Origin of the sequence: Rhodococcus sp. DN22, from assembly GCF_036669995.1 — a bacterium.
Classification (GTDB): domain Bacteria; phylum Actinomycetota; class Actinomycetes; order Mycobacteriales; family Mycobacteriaceae; genus Rhodococcus_F; species Rhodococcus_F erythropolis.
Window position 1 is genome coordinate 772,095 of sequence record NZ_CP133326.1, and the last position, 16,896, is coordinate 788,990.

General features: G+C 62.3%; 16 protein-coding genes and 1 riboswitch. Of the genes, 8 read left to right on the top strand and 8 right to left on the bottom strand.

The genetic code is table 11. The features are described 5' to 3' along the window. Positions 1–18 precede the first annotated feature (18 nt). The 3 genes from RA302_RS03520 (at position 19) to RA302_RS03530 (ending at position 2,776) form a co-directional block, all read left to right on the top strand. Positions 19–1,374 (top strand): histidine kinase, encoded by a 1,356-nt coding sequence (locus RA302_RS03520; RefSeq protein ID WP_030534796.1) that lies wholly within the window; start codon positions 19–21, stop codon positions 1,372–1,374. A 48-nt stretch (positions 1,375–1,422) separates the two neighbouring features. Then, complete coding sequence (locus RA302_RS03525; RefSeq protein ID WP_133727741.1) at positions 1,423–2,076, top strand: response regulator transcription factor; 654 nt, start codon at positions 1,423–1,425, stop codon at positions 2,074–2,076. 70 nt (positions 2,077–2,146) lie between these two features. Then, the gene (locus tag RA302_RS03530; protein ID WP_225320254.1) at positions 2,147–2,776 is read left to right on the top strand and encodes a DsbA family oxidoreductase; all 630 of its coding nucleotides are present in this window, start codon (positions 2,147–2,149) and stop codon (positions 2,774–2,776) included. Here the strand turns inward: RA302_RS03530 and RA302_RS03535 are convergent. Next, entirely contained in the window at positions 2,755–4,023 is a 1,269-nt protein-coding gene (locus RA302_RS03535; RefSeq protein ID WP_046377894.1) for a GAF domain-containing protein, read from the bottom strand. The two genes, RA302_RS03530 and RA302_RS03535, sit on opposite strands and share 22 nt — an antisense overlap. 77 nt (positions 4,024–4,100) lie before the next feature. Further along, complete coding sequence (locus RA302_RS03540) at positions 4,101–4,880, bottom strand: acetoin reductase (RefSeq protein WP_020906092.1); 780 nt, start codon at positions 4,878–4,880, stop codon at positions 4,101–4,103. Between the two features lie 219 nt (positions 4,881–5,099). Between RA302_RS03540 and RA302_RS03545 the strand changes: the two genes are divergently transcribed. Together RA302_RS03545 and RA302_RS03550 are read left to right on the top strand one after the other, a co-directional pair. After that, the gene (locus RA302_RS03545) at positions 5,100–6,245 is read left to right on the top strand and encodes a hypothetical protein (RefSeq protein WP_166501762.1); all 1,146 of its coding nucleotides are present in this window, start codon (positions 5,100–5,102) and stop codon (positions 6,243–6,245) included. A 140-nt stretch (positions 6,246–6,385) separates the two neighbouring features. Beyond that, the gene (locus tag RA302_RS03550) at positions 6,386–8,221 is read left to right on the top strand and encodes an NAD(P)/FAD-dependent oxidoreductase (protein ID WP_020968370.1); all 1,836 of its coding nucleotides are present in this window, start codon (positions 6,386–6,388) and stop codon (positions 8,219–8,221) included. 59 nt (positions 8,222–8,280) lie between these two features. Here the strand turns inward: RA302_RS03550 and RA302_RS03555 are convergent, their stop codons facing one another. From RA302_RS03555 to mhuD, 3 genes are all read right to left on the bottom strand, one after another. Further along, a complete protein-coding gene (locus tag RA302_RS03555) occupies positions 8,281–9,057 on the bottom strand; it encodes a CbtA family protein (protein WP_019746815.1) in 777 nt (258 codons plus the stop codon). Further along, entirely contained in the window at positions 9,048–9,242 is a 195-nt protein-coding gene (locus RA302_RS03560; RefSeq protein WP_003945915.1) for a CbtB domain-containing protein, read from the bottom strand. The genes RA302_RS03555 and RA302_RS03560 overlap by 10 nt, the downstream gene beginning before the upstream one ends. 24 nt (positions 9,243–9,266) lie before the next feature. After that, positions 9,267–9,406: riboswitch (cobalamin riboswitch) on the bottom strand. 87 nt (positions 9,407–9,493) lie between these two features. Beyond that, positions 9,494–9,802 (bottom strand): mycobilin-forming heme oxygenase MhuD, encoded by a 309-nt coding sequence (mhuD, locus tag RA302_RS03565; protein WP_007726927.1) that lies wholly within the window; start codon positions 9,800–9,802, stop codon positions 9,494–9,496. A 45-nt stretch (positions 9,803–9,847) separates the two neighbouring features. On the opposite strand from mhuD, the gene RA302_RS03570 reads away from it, so the two are divergent. After that, positions 9,848–10,585 (top strand): alpha/beta hydrolase, encoded by a 738-nt coding sequence (locus RA302_RS03570; protein WP_029254422.1) that lies wholly within the window; start codon positions 9,848–9,850, stop codon positions 10,583–10,585. Here RA302_RS03570 and RA302_RS03575 read toward each other — a convergent pair. Beyond that, positions 10,570–10,995, bottom strand: a complete 426-nt coding sequence (locus RA302_RS03575; RefSeq protein WP_019746817.1) for an HIT domain-containing protein — start codon at positions 10,993–10,995, stop codon at positions 10,570–10,572. The genes RA302_RS03570 and RA302_RS03575 overlap by 16 nt on opposite strands. Positions 10,996–11,033: 38 nt before the next feature. Beyond that, positions 11,034–13,652 (bottom strand): LuxR C-terminal-related transcriptional regulator, encoded by a 2,619-nt coding sequence (locus tag RA302_RS03580; RefSeq protein WP_238054124.1) that lies wholly within the window; start codon positions 13,650–13,652, stop codon positions 11,034–11,036. Between the two features lie 383 nt (positions 13,653–14,035). Between RA302_RS03580 and RA302_RS03585 the strand changes: the two genes are divergently transcribed. After that, positions 14,036–14,851: a hypothetical protein gene (locus RA302_RS03585; RefSeq protein ID WP_225320264.1), complete on the top strand. Its 816-nt coding sequence runs from the start codon at positions 14,036–14,038 to the stop codon at positions 14,849–14,851. Between the two features lie 70 nt (positions 14,852–14,921). Beyond that, complete coding sequence (locus RA302_RS03590; protein WP_225320265.1) at positions 14,922–15,944, top strand: hypothetical protein; 1,023 nt, start codon at positions 14,922–14,924, stop codon at positions 15,942–15,944. Here RA302_RS03590 and RA302_RS03595 read toward each other — a convergent pair. Beyond that, positions 15,941–16,822 carry an A/G-specific adenine glycosylase gene (locus RA302_RS03595; protein WP_166502902.1) on the bottom strand — a complete coding sequence of 294 codons (882 nt, stop codon included), beginning with the start codon at positions 16,820–16,822 and terminating at the stop codon, positions 15,941–15,943. The two genes, RA302_RS03590 and RA302_RS03595, sit on opposite strands and share 4 nt — an antisense overlap. Positions 16,823–16,896: the final 74 nt, after the last annotated feature.

The following is a 16,896-nucleotide window of genomic DNA, read 5'->3' on the forward strand; positions in this document are numbered from 1 at the left end:
CGCCTTTCGAGAGTTGGTATGGCACAAGTCAACGATGTGGGGACCGCTCATCGCTTCGGTCGAAAGATCGGGGAGCCTCATCCTTTCGGTCGGAGCTTGACGGTTCGTCCACCCGTTCGGCTGATTCGAGGCGTCGGTGGCGGTGGATACGCTTGCTCGGTGATCACCACCAAAGGAACCGTTGTGCGACGACGCGTATGGACTACCGCCGCCGTCGCGTTCAGCCTTTTCTGTTCCTTCATGACGGTGGGCATCGCAGGCGCGTCGGGAAATATGCCACCGGCATTGGTCGGGATCGGGTTCGTCCTGGGCGTGGCCGGTGGGATATCGCTTGTCTGGCGGCATCAACATCCCTGGGTGGTTCTGGCGATCACGCTGGTCGGCCCGCTGTTCTTCCCCACCGATGCGACGGCGGCGCTCATCGCGTTGTTCGCCGTTGCTCGGATCGCGCGTGGGCCTCGGCTTGCGGCAGCCGCGGCAGCTGTCTTCGTCGTGTGCGGAATTTCGTTGACCTACGATGCTTTTCGAAATCGTGAGTACTCCGTTCTCACGATGGGCACCGCGAAACCCAAAGACGGTTCGGTGGTTGTTCAATACGACGTCGCCATCTGGATCCCGTGGCTCGTCGCTGCCGTCATGGTCGGCATTGTCGTGGCGCTCTCGCTCCTGATTCGGACCAGAACCGAACTCGTCGAGGCAGAGCACGTACGGGATCTGGCCACCGAGAAAACCGACGTGATGCGCGACGAGATGATTCGCACCGAGGAACGAACGCGGATCGCTCGAGACATGCACGACACGATCGCGGCCAGTTTGAGCCGGATCTCGTTGTTCGCCGGCGGGTTGCAGGTCAGCGCGGCAGACAATCCCGAGAAGGTCGTCAACACCGCAGCGATGATCAGAACCACCGCACACGAGGCTTTGGACGAATTGAAGGGAATCGTCGGAGTGCTCAGGGGAAGCGGTGATCGCCGCGAACACGGTGGGCACCAGGGGATCGACGCGATCGGTGACCTGGTCAACAGTGCACGCGCGGCAGGCATCCACTGCCGTCTCGAATCCGAGTTGCTCCCGGGTGATGTCGGAATGTTGGCGGGGCATGTCTGTTATCGCGTCGTTCAGGAATCGTTGACCAACGTCCAGAAGTACGCGAGCGACCAGATGCTCGTCATTTCCGTGACCGGGTCGCCACACGACGGAATCCGCATCCTCGCACGCAACAAGCTGAGCGAGCTTGCACCCATGACGTCGATCGGTTCTCGATCCGGCCTACGCGGGTTGGCCGAACAGGCGCGAGAGATCGGCGGCAAGGTGGAGGCAGGCGCGTTGGGGGACGATTTCCTCGTCAGTTGCTGGGTGCCCTGGTCGTCGTAGCCCTCCCACCCTCTAACTGTCGGGGGCTCTGGGTAATCTGAGCGCACTATGGACGCTGACTCGCGCATAACAGTTTTGATCGTCGACAACGACGCGTGGGTTCGGCGCGGGATGAAGGACATCCTGGAAGCAGCGCCGGACATCGTGGTGGTTGCCGAGGCCGAGGACGGCGATCAGGTCGCAGCCAAGGTCACTCGTTTTCGTCCCCACGTGGTGCTGATGGATCTGAAAATGGCACGGGTCGGTGGCTTGGAGGCCACGCGTGAATTGATGACCATGAGCAATCCACCGAAGGTCATTGCCATGACCGCCTTCGACGTCGACGACATGGTTGTGCAGGCAGTCGAGGCGGGCGCGCACAGTTTCCTGAGCAAGGACGCAGCTCCGCAGGCGTTCCAGCAGGCAGTGCGGGTAGTGGCGTCGGACCACTCGTTGTTCAGTTGCGATTCTCTGCGCGCCATCGTGGCCTCGTCGCCGCGTCGGCAAGCGCCCGATCAGACTCCGCTCGCTTCGCTCACCGATCGGGAGCGCGAAGTGCTGACAATCCTGGCGACAGGCGCGGCCAACAGCGTTATCGCGGAGCGGCTGTACCTCGGTGAGACCACCGTCAAGACGCATATCTCTTCGCTGTTCGCCAAGCTGGGTGTGCCCAACCGCGTGAGTGCGTCGTTGATCGCGTTCCGGTGTGGCCTTGTGACGTGACTCGGGACTAATCCCGACCCTGTTCGTTGTTGCACCTTCGGTGACTGATCAAATCGTGATTGACCAAGACGTGACCATCGAAGTGTGGTCGGACGTCGCTTGTCCGTGGTGCTACATCGGAAAGACCAGGTTCCTCTCGGCGCTGGATCGTTTCGAGAACAAGGACCGCGTCAACGTCATCTGGCGCTCGTACCAGCTCGCTCCGGAGACCCCGGTGGGAGAGGGGCGAACCGAACTCGACGCCTTGGTCGAAATGAAGGGGATGGCGCCTGATCAGGTACGTCAGATGTTCGCCCACGTCAGCGCGACGGCCGCCGAGGTCGGGTTGACCTTGGACTTCGAAACCGTGATCGCCGCCAATACCTTTGATGCGCACAGGTTGCTGCATCTCGCGGGTGAGCGGCAGAACGAACTCCTCGAAGCGCTGTTCAAAGCGCACTTCAGCGACGGCTTGGTGATCGACGACCGTGAGGTGCTGGTCGAGCTGGCCGTGAGCGTCGGCCTCGACGCCGATGTCGTGCGCGAGCAACTGGGCTCCGATGCCGCAGCGGAGGCTGTCCGCGAAGATCTGTCCATGGCCCGCCAACTGCAGGTCAGCGGCGTTCCGTTCTTTGTCGCCAACCGTGCGGTTGCCGTGTCGGGCGCTCAGCCCGAAGAGGTGTTTCTGCAGTTGCTTACTCAGGCCTCCGAACCGGCCTGAGAAAGGCGAGCGGCACGCACCGCCGGGGCGTTCGAAAACGGCAACAGATGTGCGCCGTTCACGGGGCAGGACAACGTCACGTGCGCTGCATCGACGAACCGGTACGGCTGCGCTGCAACAACTCCGGCGAGGTTCTTTCGCAGACGCGACATCTCGGCCCGCGCGGTCACCGTGCGGGCCGGGTCGCCGAACAGATCTTGCGCCAACCGCGATGCAGTCAGTCCCCGTCTCTCGGATCCGAGGAGGAACAGAATCTCCGCATGTCGTTGGGTGGGGGCGTATGCCCATTCGCCGAAACCCGACGTGACGGTCACCGACATGTTCTCGGAATCGCGCAGATCGATATGCACCGTGGGCGCGCTGATTCTCTCGCCGGTGGTGATCGGTCTAACCAGCCACCCGCCGGGAAGCGGATCCAGTTCGCACAGGCCCAGTGCCGGGAACCATGTCCTGCCGGGAGCCAAAGCTGCGGGGAGCAGCACGCGCGAGCGATGAGGTAACGCGTCGACCGCTGCGACCCATCCATGGGTGTCGATCACCAATGCGGGTGATCCGCTTCGTGCAAGCATCGGCCCTGCAACAGAACGTAGTTGATCGAGATTGTCCCGATGCTTGTCGCGCAGGTGTGATTGAGCGAGGCGTGCGACGGCGTCGACCAGGGCGAGCGTCGTGGGATGGACGGTCTTGGCAGGACCACTGATGTCGACGACGCCGATGACACGGTCGTCCCGCGGATCACGGATGGGCGCCCCCGCACACGTCCACGGATGATGGCTGCGCGCATAGTGTTCCGCCGAGAAGATCTGAACCGCCTGTCGTGACACCAATGCCGTTCCGATGGCATTGGTGCCGACGCTGTCCTCCGCCCAGTTCGCCCCTTCGACAAATCCCAGACGCGCAGCTTGGTCCAGTACGCGATGGGAACCGCTGCGCCACAGTACAGTTCCGCGAAGATCTGCGACGACCATGATGTTCTCACCGCTCGCGGTGACCGATTCGAGTCCGCGTGTCACGTCGTCGAGCACGTCGTACAGTCCGGACTCACGACGACGGAGATCGAGTTCGGCGACGTCCATCGACGGTTCGACCCGGCTGTGCTCGGGATCGATACCGAGTTCGCGCAGGCGCTGCCACGATTGGCGAACCACGTCCCTTGGGCGGGCCGGTGCGCGGTCTCCGGCCATCGTCGCGTCGTACACCGCGGCGAGGGTCCTCGCGTAGTCGCGAGGATCCTCGCCGGGCGGCATCGCAGGCTCTGGCAACCGCTTTTTCAGTGAAGACACCGCTTTCAGTGAAGACGCCGCTTTCAGTGAAGACACCTCGGTCAGCGGTAGACGAGACCGCCGTCGATGAGACCGGCCTGCCCGGTCATGTAGTCGGAATCGGGCCCAGCGAGGTAAGAGACGAAACCGGCTACGTCGTCGGGGGTTTCAGCTCGACCCAGCGCAATTCCGCCGACGAACTTCTCGTAGGTGGCGCCCTCTGGCGCACCGGTCAACTCGGCGAACCTCTTGTCGATCGTCACCCACATGTCGGTGCCCACGACGCCGGGGCAGTACGCGTTGACGGTGATTCCGTCGGACGCGTATTCCTTGGCCGCAGCCTGAGTGAGGGCCCTGACCGCGAATTTTGTTGCGCTGTAAACACCTAACATGGCGAACCCGTCATGACCGGCGATGGACGACGCGTTGATGATCTTTCCGCGCTGACCGAGCGCCTGGAACTTTGCCGCTGCGGCTTGAATTCCCCACAGGACACCGTCGACGTTGACGCTCCAGATCTTGGAGACCTCTTCCGGCGTCGCATCGGAGATCGGGCCGACGAGAGCGATTCCCGCGTTGTTGACGATGACGTCGAATCCGCTCAACTCACTGTGCGCGTGTTCGACTGCGGCGTGAACCTGCGCGCGATCGCTGACATCGGCGATAAACGTCGTCGCACGACGACCGATCTGTCTGATCTCGTCGGCAACCGCATCCAGCTTGGTCTGGTCGAGGTCGACCAACGCGATGTCGGCGCCGTCGTGGGCGAGGCGGAGAGCGATTCCGCGTCCGATTCCTTGGCCGGCGCCGGTGACCAGTACTACCTTGCCCGTGATGCTCATGCAGATCTCCTCGTAAGCAGTGAACCAGTCGGTTGTGAACCGGTGAGTGATTTGTATGTGACGGCGACCACAATGCGGAAGGGTTGCACCGTGTTGCAATTCTGGAAAATCGGACAGCAGTTGCAACCCTCGGCAACCCTCCCGGTACCCCGCGCGACGGTTCCATAGTTGCGCCACCACTTCGCGAATCATCTTGCGAGACAATCTGGGAGAGGGCACATGACCGCTACAGTCGACACACCCACGGAACCGGCCACGCCGAGCCGACAACCGTCACGCCGCTGGATCGGGTTCGGGATCGCGAACCTCGTGATCGTTCTCGTGCTGGCCGTGGCGAGTTGGTACCTTCTGGCCGATCCGACCACCAGTCCCTGGAGCTTCTATCCTCTGCCGTTCAACGCGGCGCTTTTCTGGGCAATCCTTTTTGTTGTGTTCATCGGCTTCAATTGCGAGTTCGCCGGCTTCGATCGACTCCCACAGCCGGCGAAAGGCTTGGCGATCATGGTCGCGACCGCGGTCTTCGCCGTCGTGGTGACGTGGCTCCTGGCAAACGGCTTGGGGAGTTTGTACCCGGATTTCGCGGCCGATCGTGAGGGCGGCCTCGGATATTTCGCGGGTGCGCTGTTCGTGCTCTTCGGCTTCGGGACCTGGGTGATGGTGGTCCTGAACTGGCAGCATTGGCCGTGGACTTCCCTAGGGATGAAGCAGCCGTTGGTGGGTTTGTGTGAGATCGCGTTTGTCGCCGTCCCGACGCTGGCGCTGTACTTCGTGTTCGGTCTGCCGTCCGTGTCGCTGTCCGCCACGGATCCGTTGATGACCGTCGACACCGTACTCGGATGGTTCTACTGCGTCGTAGTGGTCGTGATCCTGACTGGCCAGACGCTCGACAACTGGCCGTGGCGACTGTTCGGCGGCGGCGGTAAGACGGCGCTCGCAGCCACGATCGGTAACTTCGCCGTCGGAACCGGCTTGTACTTCGTGGCACTTCCGGTCGTGAAGGTGTTGGTGGGAAGCGATGCCGTTGCCGAGTTGGGTGGTGTGGTCCATCAGTTCCCGGCGCAGCTCGGTGTGTGCTGGGCCTTCTGGATGATCTTCTGGGCCAACGCCTTCGGTAACAAGCCCACGGGCTTTGCGGACGGGGTCAACCTGGCGATCCGCGCGCTGCTCACGTTTGCGCTCGCGGTGGTCACATTCTTGTTCTATTACCGCTTTGCGGCAGAGCACATTCTTCACGAGCCGGCAGTTGTCGGCGGATTGCACGGCAATGCACTGGGTTTCGTGGACTGGGCCGTGTTGTGGACGCTGTTCTACGTCGTGGGATTTCAGTCGCTGGGACTCGGCAAATTCAAGCCTGCTGAGGGGTGAGTCGGTTGCCCGCACATCGGTGCGGGTAACCGGTATCGGGCGGCGGCACCGCGCCCGCTGATTGCAACAGACTGCAACGCTTGTGACCGGGGCCACTTATGGGATGTGCTGTGTGTCACATTCACAAACAAGGAGAAGTGATGACGCAAACCATCGATTCCGCAGTCACCCCCGAGGTGAAGTTGACGGCGGTGACACCTCAGGAACGCGTCGACGCCTGGCTGGCGGATTTCGAGTCGGCCCTCGCGGCTCGTGACATCGAGCGTGTGGCAGGCAAATTTGCACTCGACAGCTTCTGGCGCGACTTGGTGTCGTTCACCTGGAACATCAAGACCGTCGAAGGTCGCGAGCAGATTGCCGACATGCTCTCCGAGCGTCTCGACGACACCGATCCTTCGGGATTCCGGACCACCGAGACACCCGACGAAGCGGACGGCGTCACGTCGGCCTGGATCGAATTCGAGACTGCAACCGGTCGCGCGCACGGGCACCTTCGTTTGAAAGGAGATGAAGGTTGGACCCTGCTGACGTCGTTGCAGGAATTGAAGGGACACGAAGAAGGTAAGGGCACTCGCCGGCCTCGTGGAGCCAAGCACGGAGCAGACCCGAACCGCATCACGTGGGCCGAGCAGAAGGAGATCGAGGATCGCGAACTCGGTTACACCACACAGCCTTACGTCGTGATCGTCGGCGGCGGACAGGGAGGCATCGCCCTCGGTGCCCGGATGCGCCAACTCGGAGTTCCGGCCATCGTGATCGACAGCCACGAGCGGCCGGGTGATCAGTGGCGCGGACGCTACAAGTCCCTGTGCCTGCACGACCCGGTTTGGTACGACCACCTGCCATACATGCCGTTCCCCGACAACTGGCCGGTGTTCGCGCCCAAGGACAAGATCGGCGACTGGCTCGAGATGTACACCAAGGTCATGGAGGTTCCGTACTGGAGTTCCACGACCTGCACCTCTGCGTCGTTCGACGAGAAGACCCAGGAATGGACCGTCGAGGTCAACCGCAACGGCGAGAAGCTGACGTTGCGTCCCAAGCAGTTGGTGATGGCGACGGGTATGTCCGGCAAGGCCAACGTTCCGACGTTCCCCGGGCAGGACAAGTTCCTCGGCGATCAGCACCACTCGAGCAAGCACCCCGGCCCGGATCAGTACGTGGGCAAGAAGGTCGTCGTGATCGGGGCCAATAACTCCTCGCACGACATCTGCGGTGCACTGTGGGAGAACGGCATCGACGTCACGATGGTGCAGCGCAGCTCGACGCACATCGTGAAGTCGGATTCGCTGATGGATTTGGGCTTGGGTGATCTGTACTCGGAGCGTGCACTGGCCGCGGGCATGACGACACACAAGGCAGACCTCACGTTCGGTTCGCTGCCGTACCGAATCATGCACGAGTTCCAGATCCCGGTGTACGACGCAATCCGTGAGCGCGACAAGGATTTCTACGATCGCCTCGAGAAGGCGGGCTTCGAGCACGACTGGGGCGACGACGGTTCAGGTCTGTTCATGAAGTACCTACGCCGCGGCTCGGGGTACTACATCGACGTCGGCGCGGCCGAACTGGTTGCCAATGGAGACATCAAGCTCGCGCACGGCAACATTCGTGAGCTGACCGAGAACAGCGTGATCCTCGAAGACGGTACGGAATTGCCTGCCGACGTGGTGGTCTACGCGACCGGCTACGGCTCGATGAACGGCTGGGTGGCGGATCTGATCGGTCAGGACACCGCCGACAAGGTCGGCAAGGTGTGGGGCCTGGGGTCGAACACCACCAAGGATCCGGGACCGTGGGAAGGCGAGCAGCGCAACATGTGGAAGCCGACGCAGCAGGAAGCGCTGTGGTTCCACGGAGGCAATCTGCACCAGTCGCGCCACTACTCGCTGTACTTGGCGTTGCAGTTGAAGGCGCGTTACGAGGGCATCCCGACGCCGGTGTACGGACTGCAGGAAGTGCATCATCTGAGCTGAAATAGAACTGCTGTGCGCCTTTATTAACCGCCCGCGGTTAATAAAGGCGCACAGCAGGTTCAGCGAAGGGCGTACTTCTTTGCTACTTCGGTGTTCTTGGTCGCGCGCTCGGTGAGGAAGGCGAATGCCAACCCGAGCACGAGCCAGAGCGTCGCCTGCGTAGCGAGCGAGGAAAGTCGGAACTCCCACAGCAGAGTTGCCGGGAAGTCCTCGCCCACCTCGTTGATGCCGGGAAGCGAGACGTAACCGATCGTGGCGATCACCAGGAACGCAGCCACCGGAGCAGCGATGCGCACGCTGAGGAACTCGTGCCCGGAAACTGCCTTTGCCGCCGCTGCTGCCGCGGTGACGGACAGTAGCCCGAGAATCACGGCGGCCAGCCACAGCAGTGTGCGCTGGTTGATGGTGTCGGGATCTCCGACGGCCGGCGGATTGGCCGGGTACTTGAAGAAGGGCACGGCCTCGATGGCCAGCCAACCACCGACGGCGATGGTGATCGCCAACAACGGCCCGGACATTCCGGTGAGTCGTCGAGCGTAATTGGCAACGACCGAGAAGATCGCCCCGAGTGCCAGTCCGGCCAGCGCTGTGGCCAGGAACAGCCCGGCGCGCTGCCCGTCGCGGCTCACCAGTGGTTCTTCTTCGTCACCGTGCGAATGCCCAGCGGCTTCGCCGGCAACCTCACCGGTGGCGCTGTTGGCTTCTTCGATCGCAATGGCGGCATTGACGTGCGGTTCACCCAGCACGAATGCAACTCCGCCGGCAAGGATGCCTGCGATCAAACCAGCCAACAAACCACGAATGAGAAGCTTCGTGAAATTGTCGACTAGTGGCACGGCAGGCCCATCAAGTGCCGACCGTCGTGCATCAATTCATGCATGTACATGCCGGTGCGAGAGATAGCGCCCTGGTCGAATCCGACCAGGTAGAGAGCGAGCATCGCGAACAGAACTACTGCAGCGGCGAGGAAAGCAAGACGAGTCGAATCGATCGACGTATCGGGAGAATAGGCGAGAGCCATCGAAGCCTCCTGGGATTTTCGCGTCCCCTAGGTCCATGCGATGGCCGAAGTGTCTGGCTGTCGAAATAGTCGTGCCGAAAAAGGCACTTCACCTCGAATTACAGTGGCGCGACCGCTCCGGGCTTTCACCGGATTCCTGTCGGACCATCGCGTTTACATGCGAACTTTTGCACTACTGCCCGCACCGTGTCAACGCGTAAGCCGAGATGACCGTCGATTGTGCCCGCCAAGGCGGGCACAATCGTTCTAGATCAGCTCTTTGCGGCGACGTCCAGAACAACTTCGAACTCGAGCAACGACGCACCCGAAGCGACGGGCTTCGCACGCTCGCCGGAATGGGCTTCGCGGGCAGGGCCGTCACGCCAATCGGCGAACGCCTGCTCGGACTCCCACTGCGTCACCACGAAGTAGCGGCTCTCACCTGCGGTGGGGCGGAGGAGTTGGAATCCGAGAAAGCCCGGGGAGTTCTCGACTGCATGAGCGCGTGCTGCGAAGCGCTTCTCCAGTTCGGGGCCGGCGCCCTCGGGGACCTCGATTGCATTGATCTTCACGACTGCCATGCAAGCGACATTACCCGCGCACCTTCACCGCGTACCGTGACACTCGTGTTGCATGACGAAGGTGGAACAGGACAACCGATTCTGTTGTTGCACGGCCTCATGGGCAGCTCGAGGACGTGGCGACGCCAGGTGCCGTGGATCCGCGAGTTCGGCCACGTCTACACGTTCGACGCCGCCGGTCACGGCCGGCCCGCGCCGTCAGAGCTGACCACCGAGGCATTCGTCGACGACCTGGCATCTGCCGTTGCGTCCATCGAGGAGCCGATGATCGTGATCGGCCATTCGATGGGGGCTCTGCACGCGTGGTGCTTCGCCGCATCGCATCCCGAAAAGGTTTGTGCACTGGTCCTCGAAGACATGGCTCCGGATTTTCGCGGACGCACCGCCGCGGATTGGGCTCAGATGATCTCGGCGTGGCCGCAGCCGTTTGCTTCCGAGGACGCGATGAAGGAATTCTTCGGGCCCGTCGCCGGCCAGTACTTTCTCGACTCTTTCGACCGCCGCGACGACGGGTGGTACCTGCACGGCGAGGTGTCGACCTTCCGCGACATCTCGGAGGAGTGGGGCACGAGGCATTTCTGGGATCAGTGGAAGGCGATCGACGTGCCGACCTTGCTGATCGAGGGAGAGTTCACCATCACCCCCGAGGGACAGATGCGAGAGATGGCCGAGAGGCCGGGAACTCGGTACGTACGTATTGCCGATGCAGGCCACCTGGTTCACGACGATCAACCGCAGCGCTATCGCGAAGTGGTGACGGAATTCCTTCAGACGGTGAGCTGACTGCGGATCGACGCGCCCACCTGCTCCAGTTCGACGGCTCGCCTGGCCAGGAGTCCGGCAGCGAACTTCGCCTTGTCGCCGCGATGGCGGGGGACGACGTGGAGGTGCGAGTGGAACACGGTTTGGCCCGCGGCACGCCCGTCGTTGACGAGAAAGTTGACTCCGTCAGCGGCGATGTCGCAGCGCCGTAGAGCTCCGGCGATGAGCGTGCCGACGCGGAACATCTCTGCGCCCTCGTGGCTTTCGAGAGCATCGAGGTTTTCTGCATGACGCTTGGGGACCACCAGGGTGTGCCCGCGACTCACCGGTCGGGCATCGAGAAATGCAAGAGTCGTCTCGCTCTCGTGGACGAGAATCGCCGGCTCGGTCAGCGCGACGATCTTGCAGAAGACACAGGTATCGGTGCTCATGCCTACAGAATGTAGTCCGAATCAGATCCGACCCGGGACTACAGCAGGCGCAGCTGACGTGCCTTCGTGATCGCTTCGTTTCGATTGTGTACGTCAAGCTTCTTGTAGAGAGTGCGCAGTTGAGTCTTGACGGTGTTGACGGACACGTACAGTTTGTCGGCCATCGCGGCCGATCCCATGCCGAGCGCCAGGAGTGAGAGGACCTTCTGTTCGCGTTCGGTCAGCTCCACGATACGTACGGATCCCGGAAATGATTCCGCAGGAGCACTTTTCGAGAACTCGGCGAGTGCACGCGATTTTGTTACTGCCATCGATTCGAGTTTCTCGACGTCCGCCGATCCGATGGTCGCGAACGGACGCAGAAGTCCGGTTTGGTCCGCGATACTGCACGCTCTGGACCACTCCTGAGAGGCGAGGCGTGGCTCACCCAGCTCGGAGTGTGCAACCGCTTGCACCAGAAGCGATTCCATCTGTGCCCGCGGATAGGATTCGCCAGACCAGTCGAACTGATGACACAGCGCCACAGCGGCCTCGTTCTGGCCGATTCGCTGACGTAAACGCGCCACCGACGCGAGCGTCCACGGGTTGGCTGCAGGATCGGCAATTTCCTTGGCCAGAGCCGTCGCCTTGTTTCCCTCGCCGAGTGCGAGCAGGAGATCGATTTCTGCGGATTGCAGCAGAGGAAGCGCGAAAGACGTGGCCGTGTACTGCTTGGAATGCACTCCAATCGCGTTGTGGAGCAAGGACAGAGCGGAAGATGCACTGCTCTGAGTCAGGGCGAATTGGCTGTGCGCATAGACGACGAACGCCCATAGCTCCTCGGTGTCGGACGGAACGCCGAGTTCGGTCAGTGCGATACGTGCGTCGCCGAAGTCGAGTGTGTCGAGAGCGGCGAGAGCCCGTGCCGTCAAGCCGGCGATCTTGACTACAGGTTCGAGCCAGCCCCCGGGGTCAGGATGCTTCTGTTCGAGTTCGAACCAGTGTCTGGCCTGCCGCGGCTCACCTGCCAAAGCCCAATTCAGGGCGGCACTACCCGCAGAGTTGCGAGCGATGAAGTCGACTCCGTGAGACAGGGCGCCGTGGTATGCCATTCGAGCCTTGATCGTGGATTCGGTGAACCTGCCGCTCAATTGAAAATTGATCGCCCATTGAAGTCGCATCAGGGGGAGTTGTGCGCTGACCGCTTCCGGATTGTTTTCCAGCGCACTGCGGCTGAGGTGAGACAGCCGCCTGGTGGTCTCTGCCGAGAGCCCGTATTCACCGGCCATCCTGAGCATGATCGATTGAACGCAGGCGATGCTCAAGGCGTCCTTCGCGCTGGGTTGGGCGCCGAGTTCCCACAGTTCGGCCGGCGATTCGGGTAGCAAGTCGATTGCCGTGGATCGCTTGCTCGGATGCATCGTGAACAAGGCGCGCCCGGCCTCAACGGCAGAGTGCTTGTCGGCAGCTTCCGCCGGAATCCGTTGGAGGGCGGAGCGAACCGAGTCCAGGTTATGCACGATCATCGTCACCCAATGTTGTTCGACGATGTCTACTGCCAGGGTCCAGTTCTGTGCCTCGACCGCGTAGTCCAGCGCCGACGCGTGATGACCGTTGTCGAGTCGATTGTGAGCGAGGAATGAAAGACGTTGCGACGGATCGATTCCCACGCGGGTGTGGTGCGCGAGTATCGATCGTCGAATGGCGGGAGGCAATTCCCATGTTTCGTCGGCTTCGGCCTCGACGCGCGACAACAAGCCGGCTGTCTCCAGCGTCACCAGCCGCGAGCGGATCTCATGAACGGTTTCGGCAGTGTCAGGGCGCTGGGACTCGAACAGCATTGTGGCGACGCCGACGGTGATCGATCGACCAAAGGCGGTCGCGAGTAGGAACTCATGTTGCTTTAGGCGCTCAGCGGTGGCGAGAACGGAATCAGTCACGTAATCGTCTATCGCTTGCGCGGTGTTCGTTTTGATCTCTCGCTCACGGTTGCTGTTACGTGAGTCCCTGACGGCGGCGACTGCGGCGCGAACCAATGCGGGCAGCCCACCCGTCAGGGATGTGATTTGTTCTGCATCACCCTCAGCCGTGCGCACCCCCGCCTGTTCCAGCAATTGGGCGGTATCGGATGTCGTGAACAACAGCTCATCGGCGCCGATGACCTCGTGATCCGTGTCGAGAAGGTATGGCTCGGCGAACATGCCGAATCCCGAGAGCGTGACCGCGAGGTCGAGGTTGTGGCAGAGGGTGAGGAGATCGATCAACTGATCGTCCAACTCTGGTTCCGATATCAGATCCGGCCTGATCAGCACGAGCAGCACGGGGCGGCTGAGGGCGTTCAGGGATTTGGCGGCAGCGGTGAAAGGATCGGCGAGATCGTCGACGTCGGGCAGTGCGATTCCGGCAGCGTGGATTCGATCGAGGACAACGGCCCAGAAATCTTCGAGTGTCGACGAGGGCTGTGGGGCCGAGACCCAGACGAGTATTCGTTCGGATGCCAGATGGGCGCGCAGCCACGATGCGATCAACGACGATTTCCCGTGGCCGTTCGGTGCACGAACGATGGTCAGAGCGGCGCGTCGATCCAGTTTCGCGAACAGTGCTTGCCGAGGAATCGACTCGGTGAGAGTGCGCCTTTCGGGAATAGCTGCCCAGTCGTGGCCGTCCCTCCCGAACATCAACGCGGACCCTTTCTGCTTTCACGCCCCACGCTAATTGGCGGATTTGGGCGGATTGTCTCGATCCATCTATCTACAGGGAGGAGCGTAGCTGGTGCGAATCCAGAGCGTGTCATCCCGGGCAATTCACCCGCGACTTCACCCCGGGTGAGTGAAGTTCACCCACATAATCATGCCGTCACCATTGGCTTTCGAGTCCCTCGAGCGACTTCTATTGAACGTAGCTCGGGATTCGCCAAATCTGGTCGAGAGTGCCCGACCGGGCCCCGAGGGTCGGCCATCGAAGGAGTGTCGTGAGAACTCGTCTGTCAGTGGTGTGGTCGAAGGCGGTTACGGTCCGACTCCGACCGAGAGCGTGCGCCCGAAGAGTGCGAGGCGTAGTCGTGGTGACAGGAGTGTTACTTGTCGGCGCAGCTGCGCTCGGTGCGCTACCGATGCAGTCGGATGTTCGATTGGCAGCCGAGGGAGAGTCCGCTTCTCCCTTCACAGTCGAGTTGACGGCGATTGACGGTGCGCCGCCGTTCGATCCCGGTGACGGTCCAGGGCTCGATTCCGGACCGTCCAACGGCATTGTCCGAGAAGGTGATCCGGTGACGTATGTCGTAGACATCGGCGTCCGGGGCAACCCGCTCTCGGACGTGGTCGTGCAGCTTCCGGTGCCTCGAGGTTTCGTTCTACCCTCCGTGCCTGACTACTGCGGAGACGGCTCGGGTGTCGACGAGTTCGGGTTACATTGCCTGATAGGCAATCTGGAAGCGGACCGGTACTTCACCCGGACAGCGACGATGACTGCGGGAAAGCGGGAAGACGCCGACGGTCTATCGATTGCTGCACTGGTCACCGCAGATCGAGGGGCGGCTCGCGTGCGGTCGGACGATGTCACCGTGCGGGTGGCGACCACCCCGGGAGTGTGTGATCCACAAGGGAATTCTGTTGGTGGTCGGAGAGACCAGGGGACAGCTGTCTCGGCAGATGGACGGATCTCAGGTCTGGTGACGTCGGGCATCTCGGAGGCGGTGGTGGTCAACGGCGTCGATCAATGCGGGCACGCGATAGCGCGGACGGTGAAACCGTTCGAGGGTCGCTTCTCGTTTGTCGGACTCCTGCCGGGGACGTATCGCGTCACGGTCGACGGCCGAGCGCCGGTGGACGTGGTGTTGGAACCAGGCGCAATGGCGGTCGGTGGCCTGACGTTCTGATACAGCTCCACAGTGATAGCAACACCTGAAACAGTTCAGAACCAGTTGGAAACAGTCAATGGAGGATCCAGTGCGTGAAAGCCTGGGCGTGGTATTCGAAAACAATTCCATTTCAACAGCTCTCGTAGATGCGGACACACCCCTTCTCGGCTCGATCGACGAGTTCCGTCATCCGTGGGGCGCGAACGGGGCTGTTCCCTCTGCGCAAGCGTCGGCACGCGCGCTCGCCTCCGCTGCCGAGGTCGCCACCGGTCGGGCCCTGCGCTCGAACCTGTGCCCCACCGTCGTCGGAGTGATGTGCGAGCGCGCGGACGTGCGCGAATTTGTCCCGGATTCATTGTCCTCCAGCACTTTCGAGAACGTCGAGTTGGTCAACGGTCTGGACGCTCGCATTGCCTACTTGCGGACGGTCGACGCCCTGAATGGTGTTTCGCCGATTCTCGCGTTCTGGCCGGACGGCAGTGAGACTGTGATCGCTGCCATCGATCCGAGCGCCGGCGTCGTGGACTCGGCGCACCGCTACGCTACCGCCGAGTTGCTTACAGACAGCTCGACATTTGCTGCGACATTGGACCTGCTCGTCGCTGAACGAGACCCCGTGCCCAAGTTGCTCGTCGCCATGCTCGGCAAGGAAGAGTCACGGCAGTTGTCCGCCGAAGCCGCCGAATCGGTAGGGCTCGGCTTCCTGTATCTCGGCGAGCGCGCCCAACTGGCGATAGGCGCTGCGCTGGTAGCGGCCGGTCGGGGGAGTGAGGTCAGGTCCGCTGGCGGCGCGGCTGTTCAGCCCGTCAACAGAATCCGGTGGGCGGCGGCAATAGTGCTGCCGCTCCTGCTCATGCTGACGGGATTGCTGATCGCTCTGTCGCCGGACGGGTCGCGAGCGGTGTCCACTGATCGCCCGAACGTCGGCGCCGAGCCGGCGAACCCGACGAGCGGGCCACCGTCCGGAGCGGCCCTACCGATCCTGACGCTCCCGCCTTGCGACCCGGTGGTACCCGTCGTCCCCGCTGCGTTTCGGCGTTCGGATCCTGATGTCACACCACCCCAGACCGTCGAACCAGCAGAAGCATGCGACCCGATGCGAGTGGGCTAGGGCGTACCTTCTCCAGCCAGTGCAAACAGGCCGTCATCGGTCTGCTCGACCAGTCCGTCGACCAACAAGGAATGTAGTGCGCGGTCACGCTGACCAGGATCGGTAGGCCAGACGATGTCGAGTTGCGCGCGTTCGACCGGACGGTGGCTCTCGCGCAGAACGGCCATCAATTTTCCACGAACTTGGCGATCGGTGCCCGCGAACTTCTGCACCTTCTTGGGCGGTCCGGTGTGTGCCGGTTTGCCCGAAGCGACCCACGCGCAATTCGGCAAAGGGCAGTTCTCGCAGTTCGGCGTCCGCGCAGTGCAGATCAGTGCACCGAGTTCCATGAGAGCGGCGCTGTAGGTGGCGGCGCGCGCTCGTGTCCGTGGCAGCAGCGCCGCGACGTCGGCGAGGTCTCGCGTGTTGGACGGATTGCCGGGTTCCGCATTGCCGTGGACGGCTCGCGCAACCACGCGTCGTACGTTGGTGTCCACCACCGGCACTCGCTGTCCGTAGGCGAAGCACGCCACGGCGCGGGCGGTGTACGAACCGATTCCCGGTAGGGAGAGCAGGGTGTCGACGTCTACCGGCACCACGTCGCCGTGCTCGGCGGCGAGGACACCCGCGCATTCGTGTAACCGCAGTGCGCGTCGTGGGTAACCGAGTTTGCCCCACGCGCGAAGCACTTCTGCCTGACTCGACGTTGCCATCGCCGACGGTACCGGCCAGCGCTCCACCCACTCTTCCCAGATGGGCGCAACGCGCACCACCGGCGTCTGCTGGAGCATGATCTCGCTCATCAGGATCTGCCAGGCACTGACGCCCTCGCGTCGCCACGGCAGGTCACGAGCGTTCTCGGAGTACCACTTCAGTAGCACCGAAGATTCCACTGCCACTGCTACCGACACACTCCTCGAACCTGTGCTCCTGGTCGACGAAGGACACGTCGACTTCTGGAGGCCACTTTATC

Excerpts from the sequence above, each read along its gene's own strand:
- RA302_RS03550 (WP_020968370.1), top strand. The coding sequence starts at position 6,386 with ATGACGCAAACCATCGATTCCGCAGTCACCCCCGAGGTGAAGTTGACG.
- RA302_RS03560 (WP_003945915.1), bottom strand. The coding sequence starts at position 9,242 with ATGGCTCTCGCCTATTCTCCCGATACGTCGATCGATTCGACTCGTCTT.
- RA302_RS03525 (WP_133727741.1), top strand. The coding sequence starts at position 1,423 with ATGGACGCTGACTCGCGCATAACAGTTTTGATCGTCGACAACGACGCG.
- RA302_RS03580 (WP_238054124.1), bottom strand. The coding sequence starts at position 13,652 with ATGTTCGGGAGGGACGGCCACGACTGGGCAGCTATTCCCGAAAGGCGC.
- RA302_RS03535 (WP_046377894.1), bottom strand. The coding sequence starts at position 4,023 with ATGCCGCCCGGCGAGGATCCTCGCGACTACGCGAGGACCCTCGCCGCG.
- RA302_RS03575 (WP_019746817.1), bottom strand. The coding sequence starts at position 10,995 with ATGAGCACCGATACCTGTGTCTTCTGCAAGATCGTCGCGCTGACCGAG.
- RA302_RS03520 (WP_030534796.1), top strand. The coding sequence starts at position 19 with ATGGCACAAGTCAACGATGTGGGGACCGCTCATCGCTTCGGTCGAAAG.
- mhuD (WP_007726927.1), bottom strand. The coding sequence starts at position 9,802 with ATGGCAGTCGTGAAGATCAATGCAATCGAGGTCCCCGAGGGCGCCGGC.
- RA302_RS03545 (WP_166501762.1), top strand. The coding sequence starts at position 5,100 with ATGACCGCTACAGTCGACACACCCACGGAACCGGCCACGCCGAGCCGA.
- RA302_RS03540 (WP_020906092.1), bottom strand. The coding sequence starts at position 4,880 with ATGAGCATCACGGGCAAGGTAGTACTGGTCACCGGCGCCGGCCAAGGA.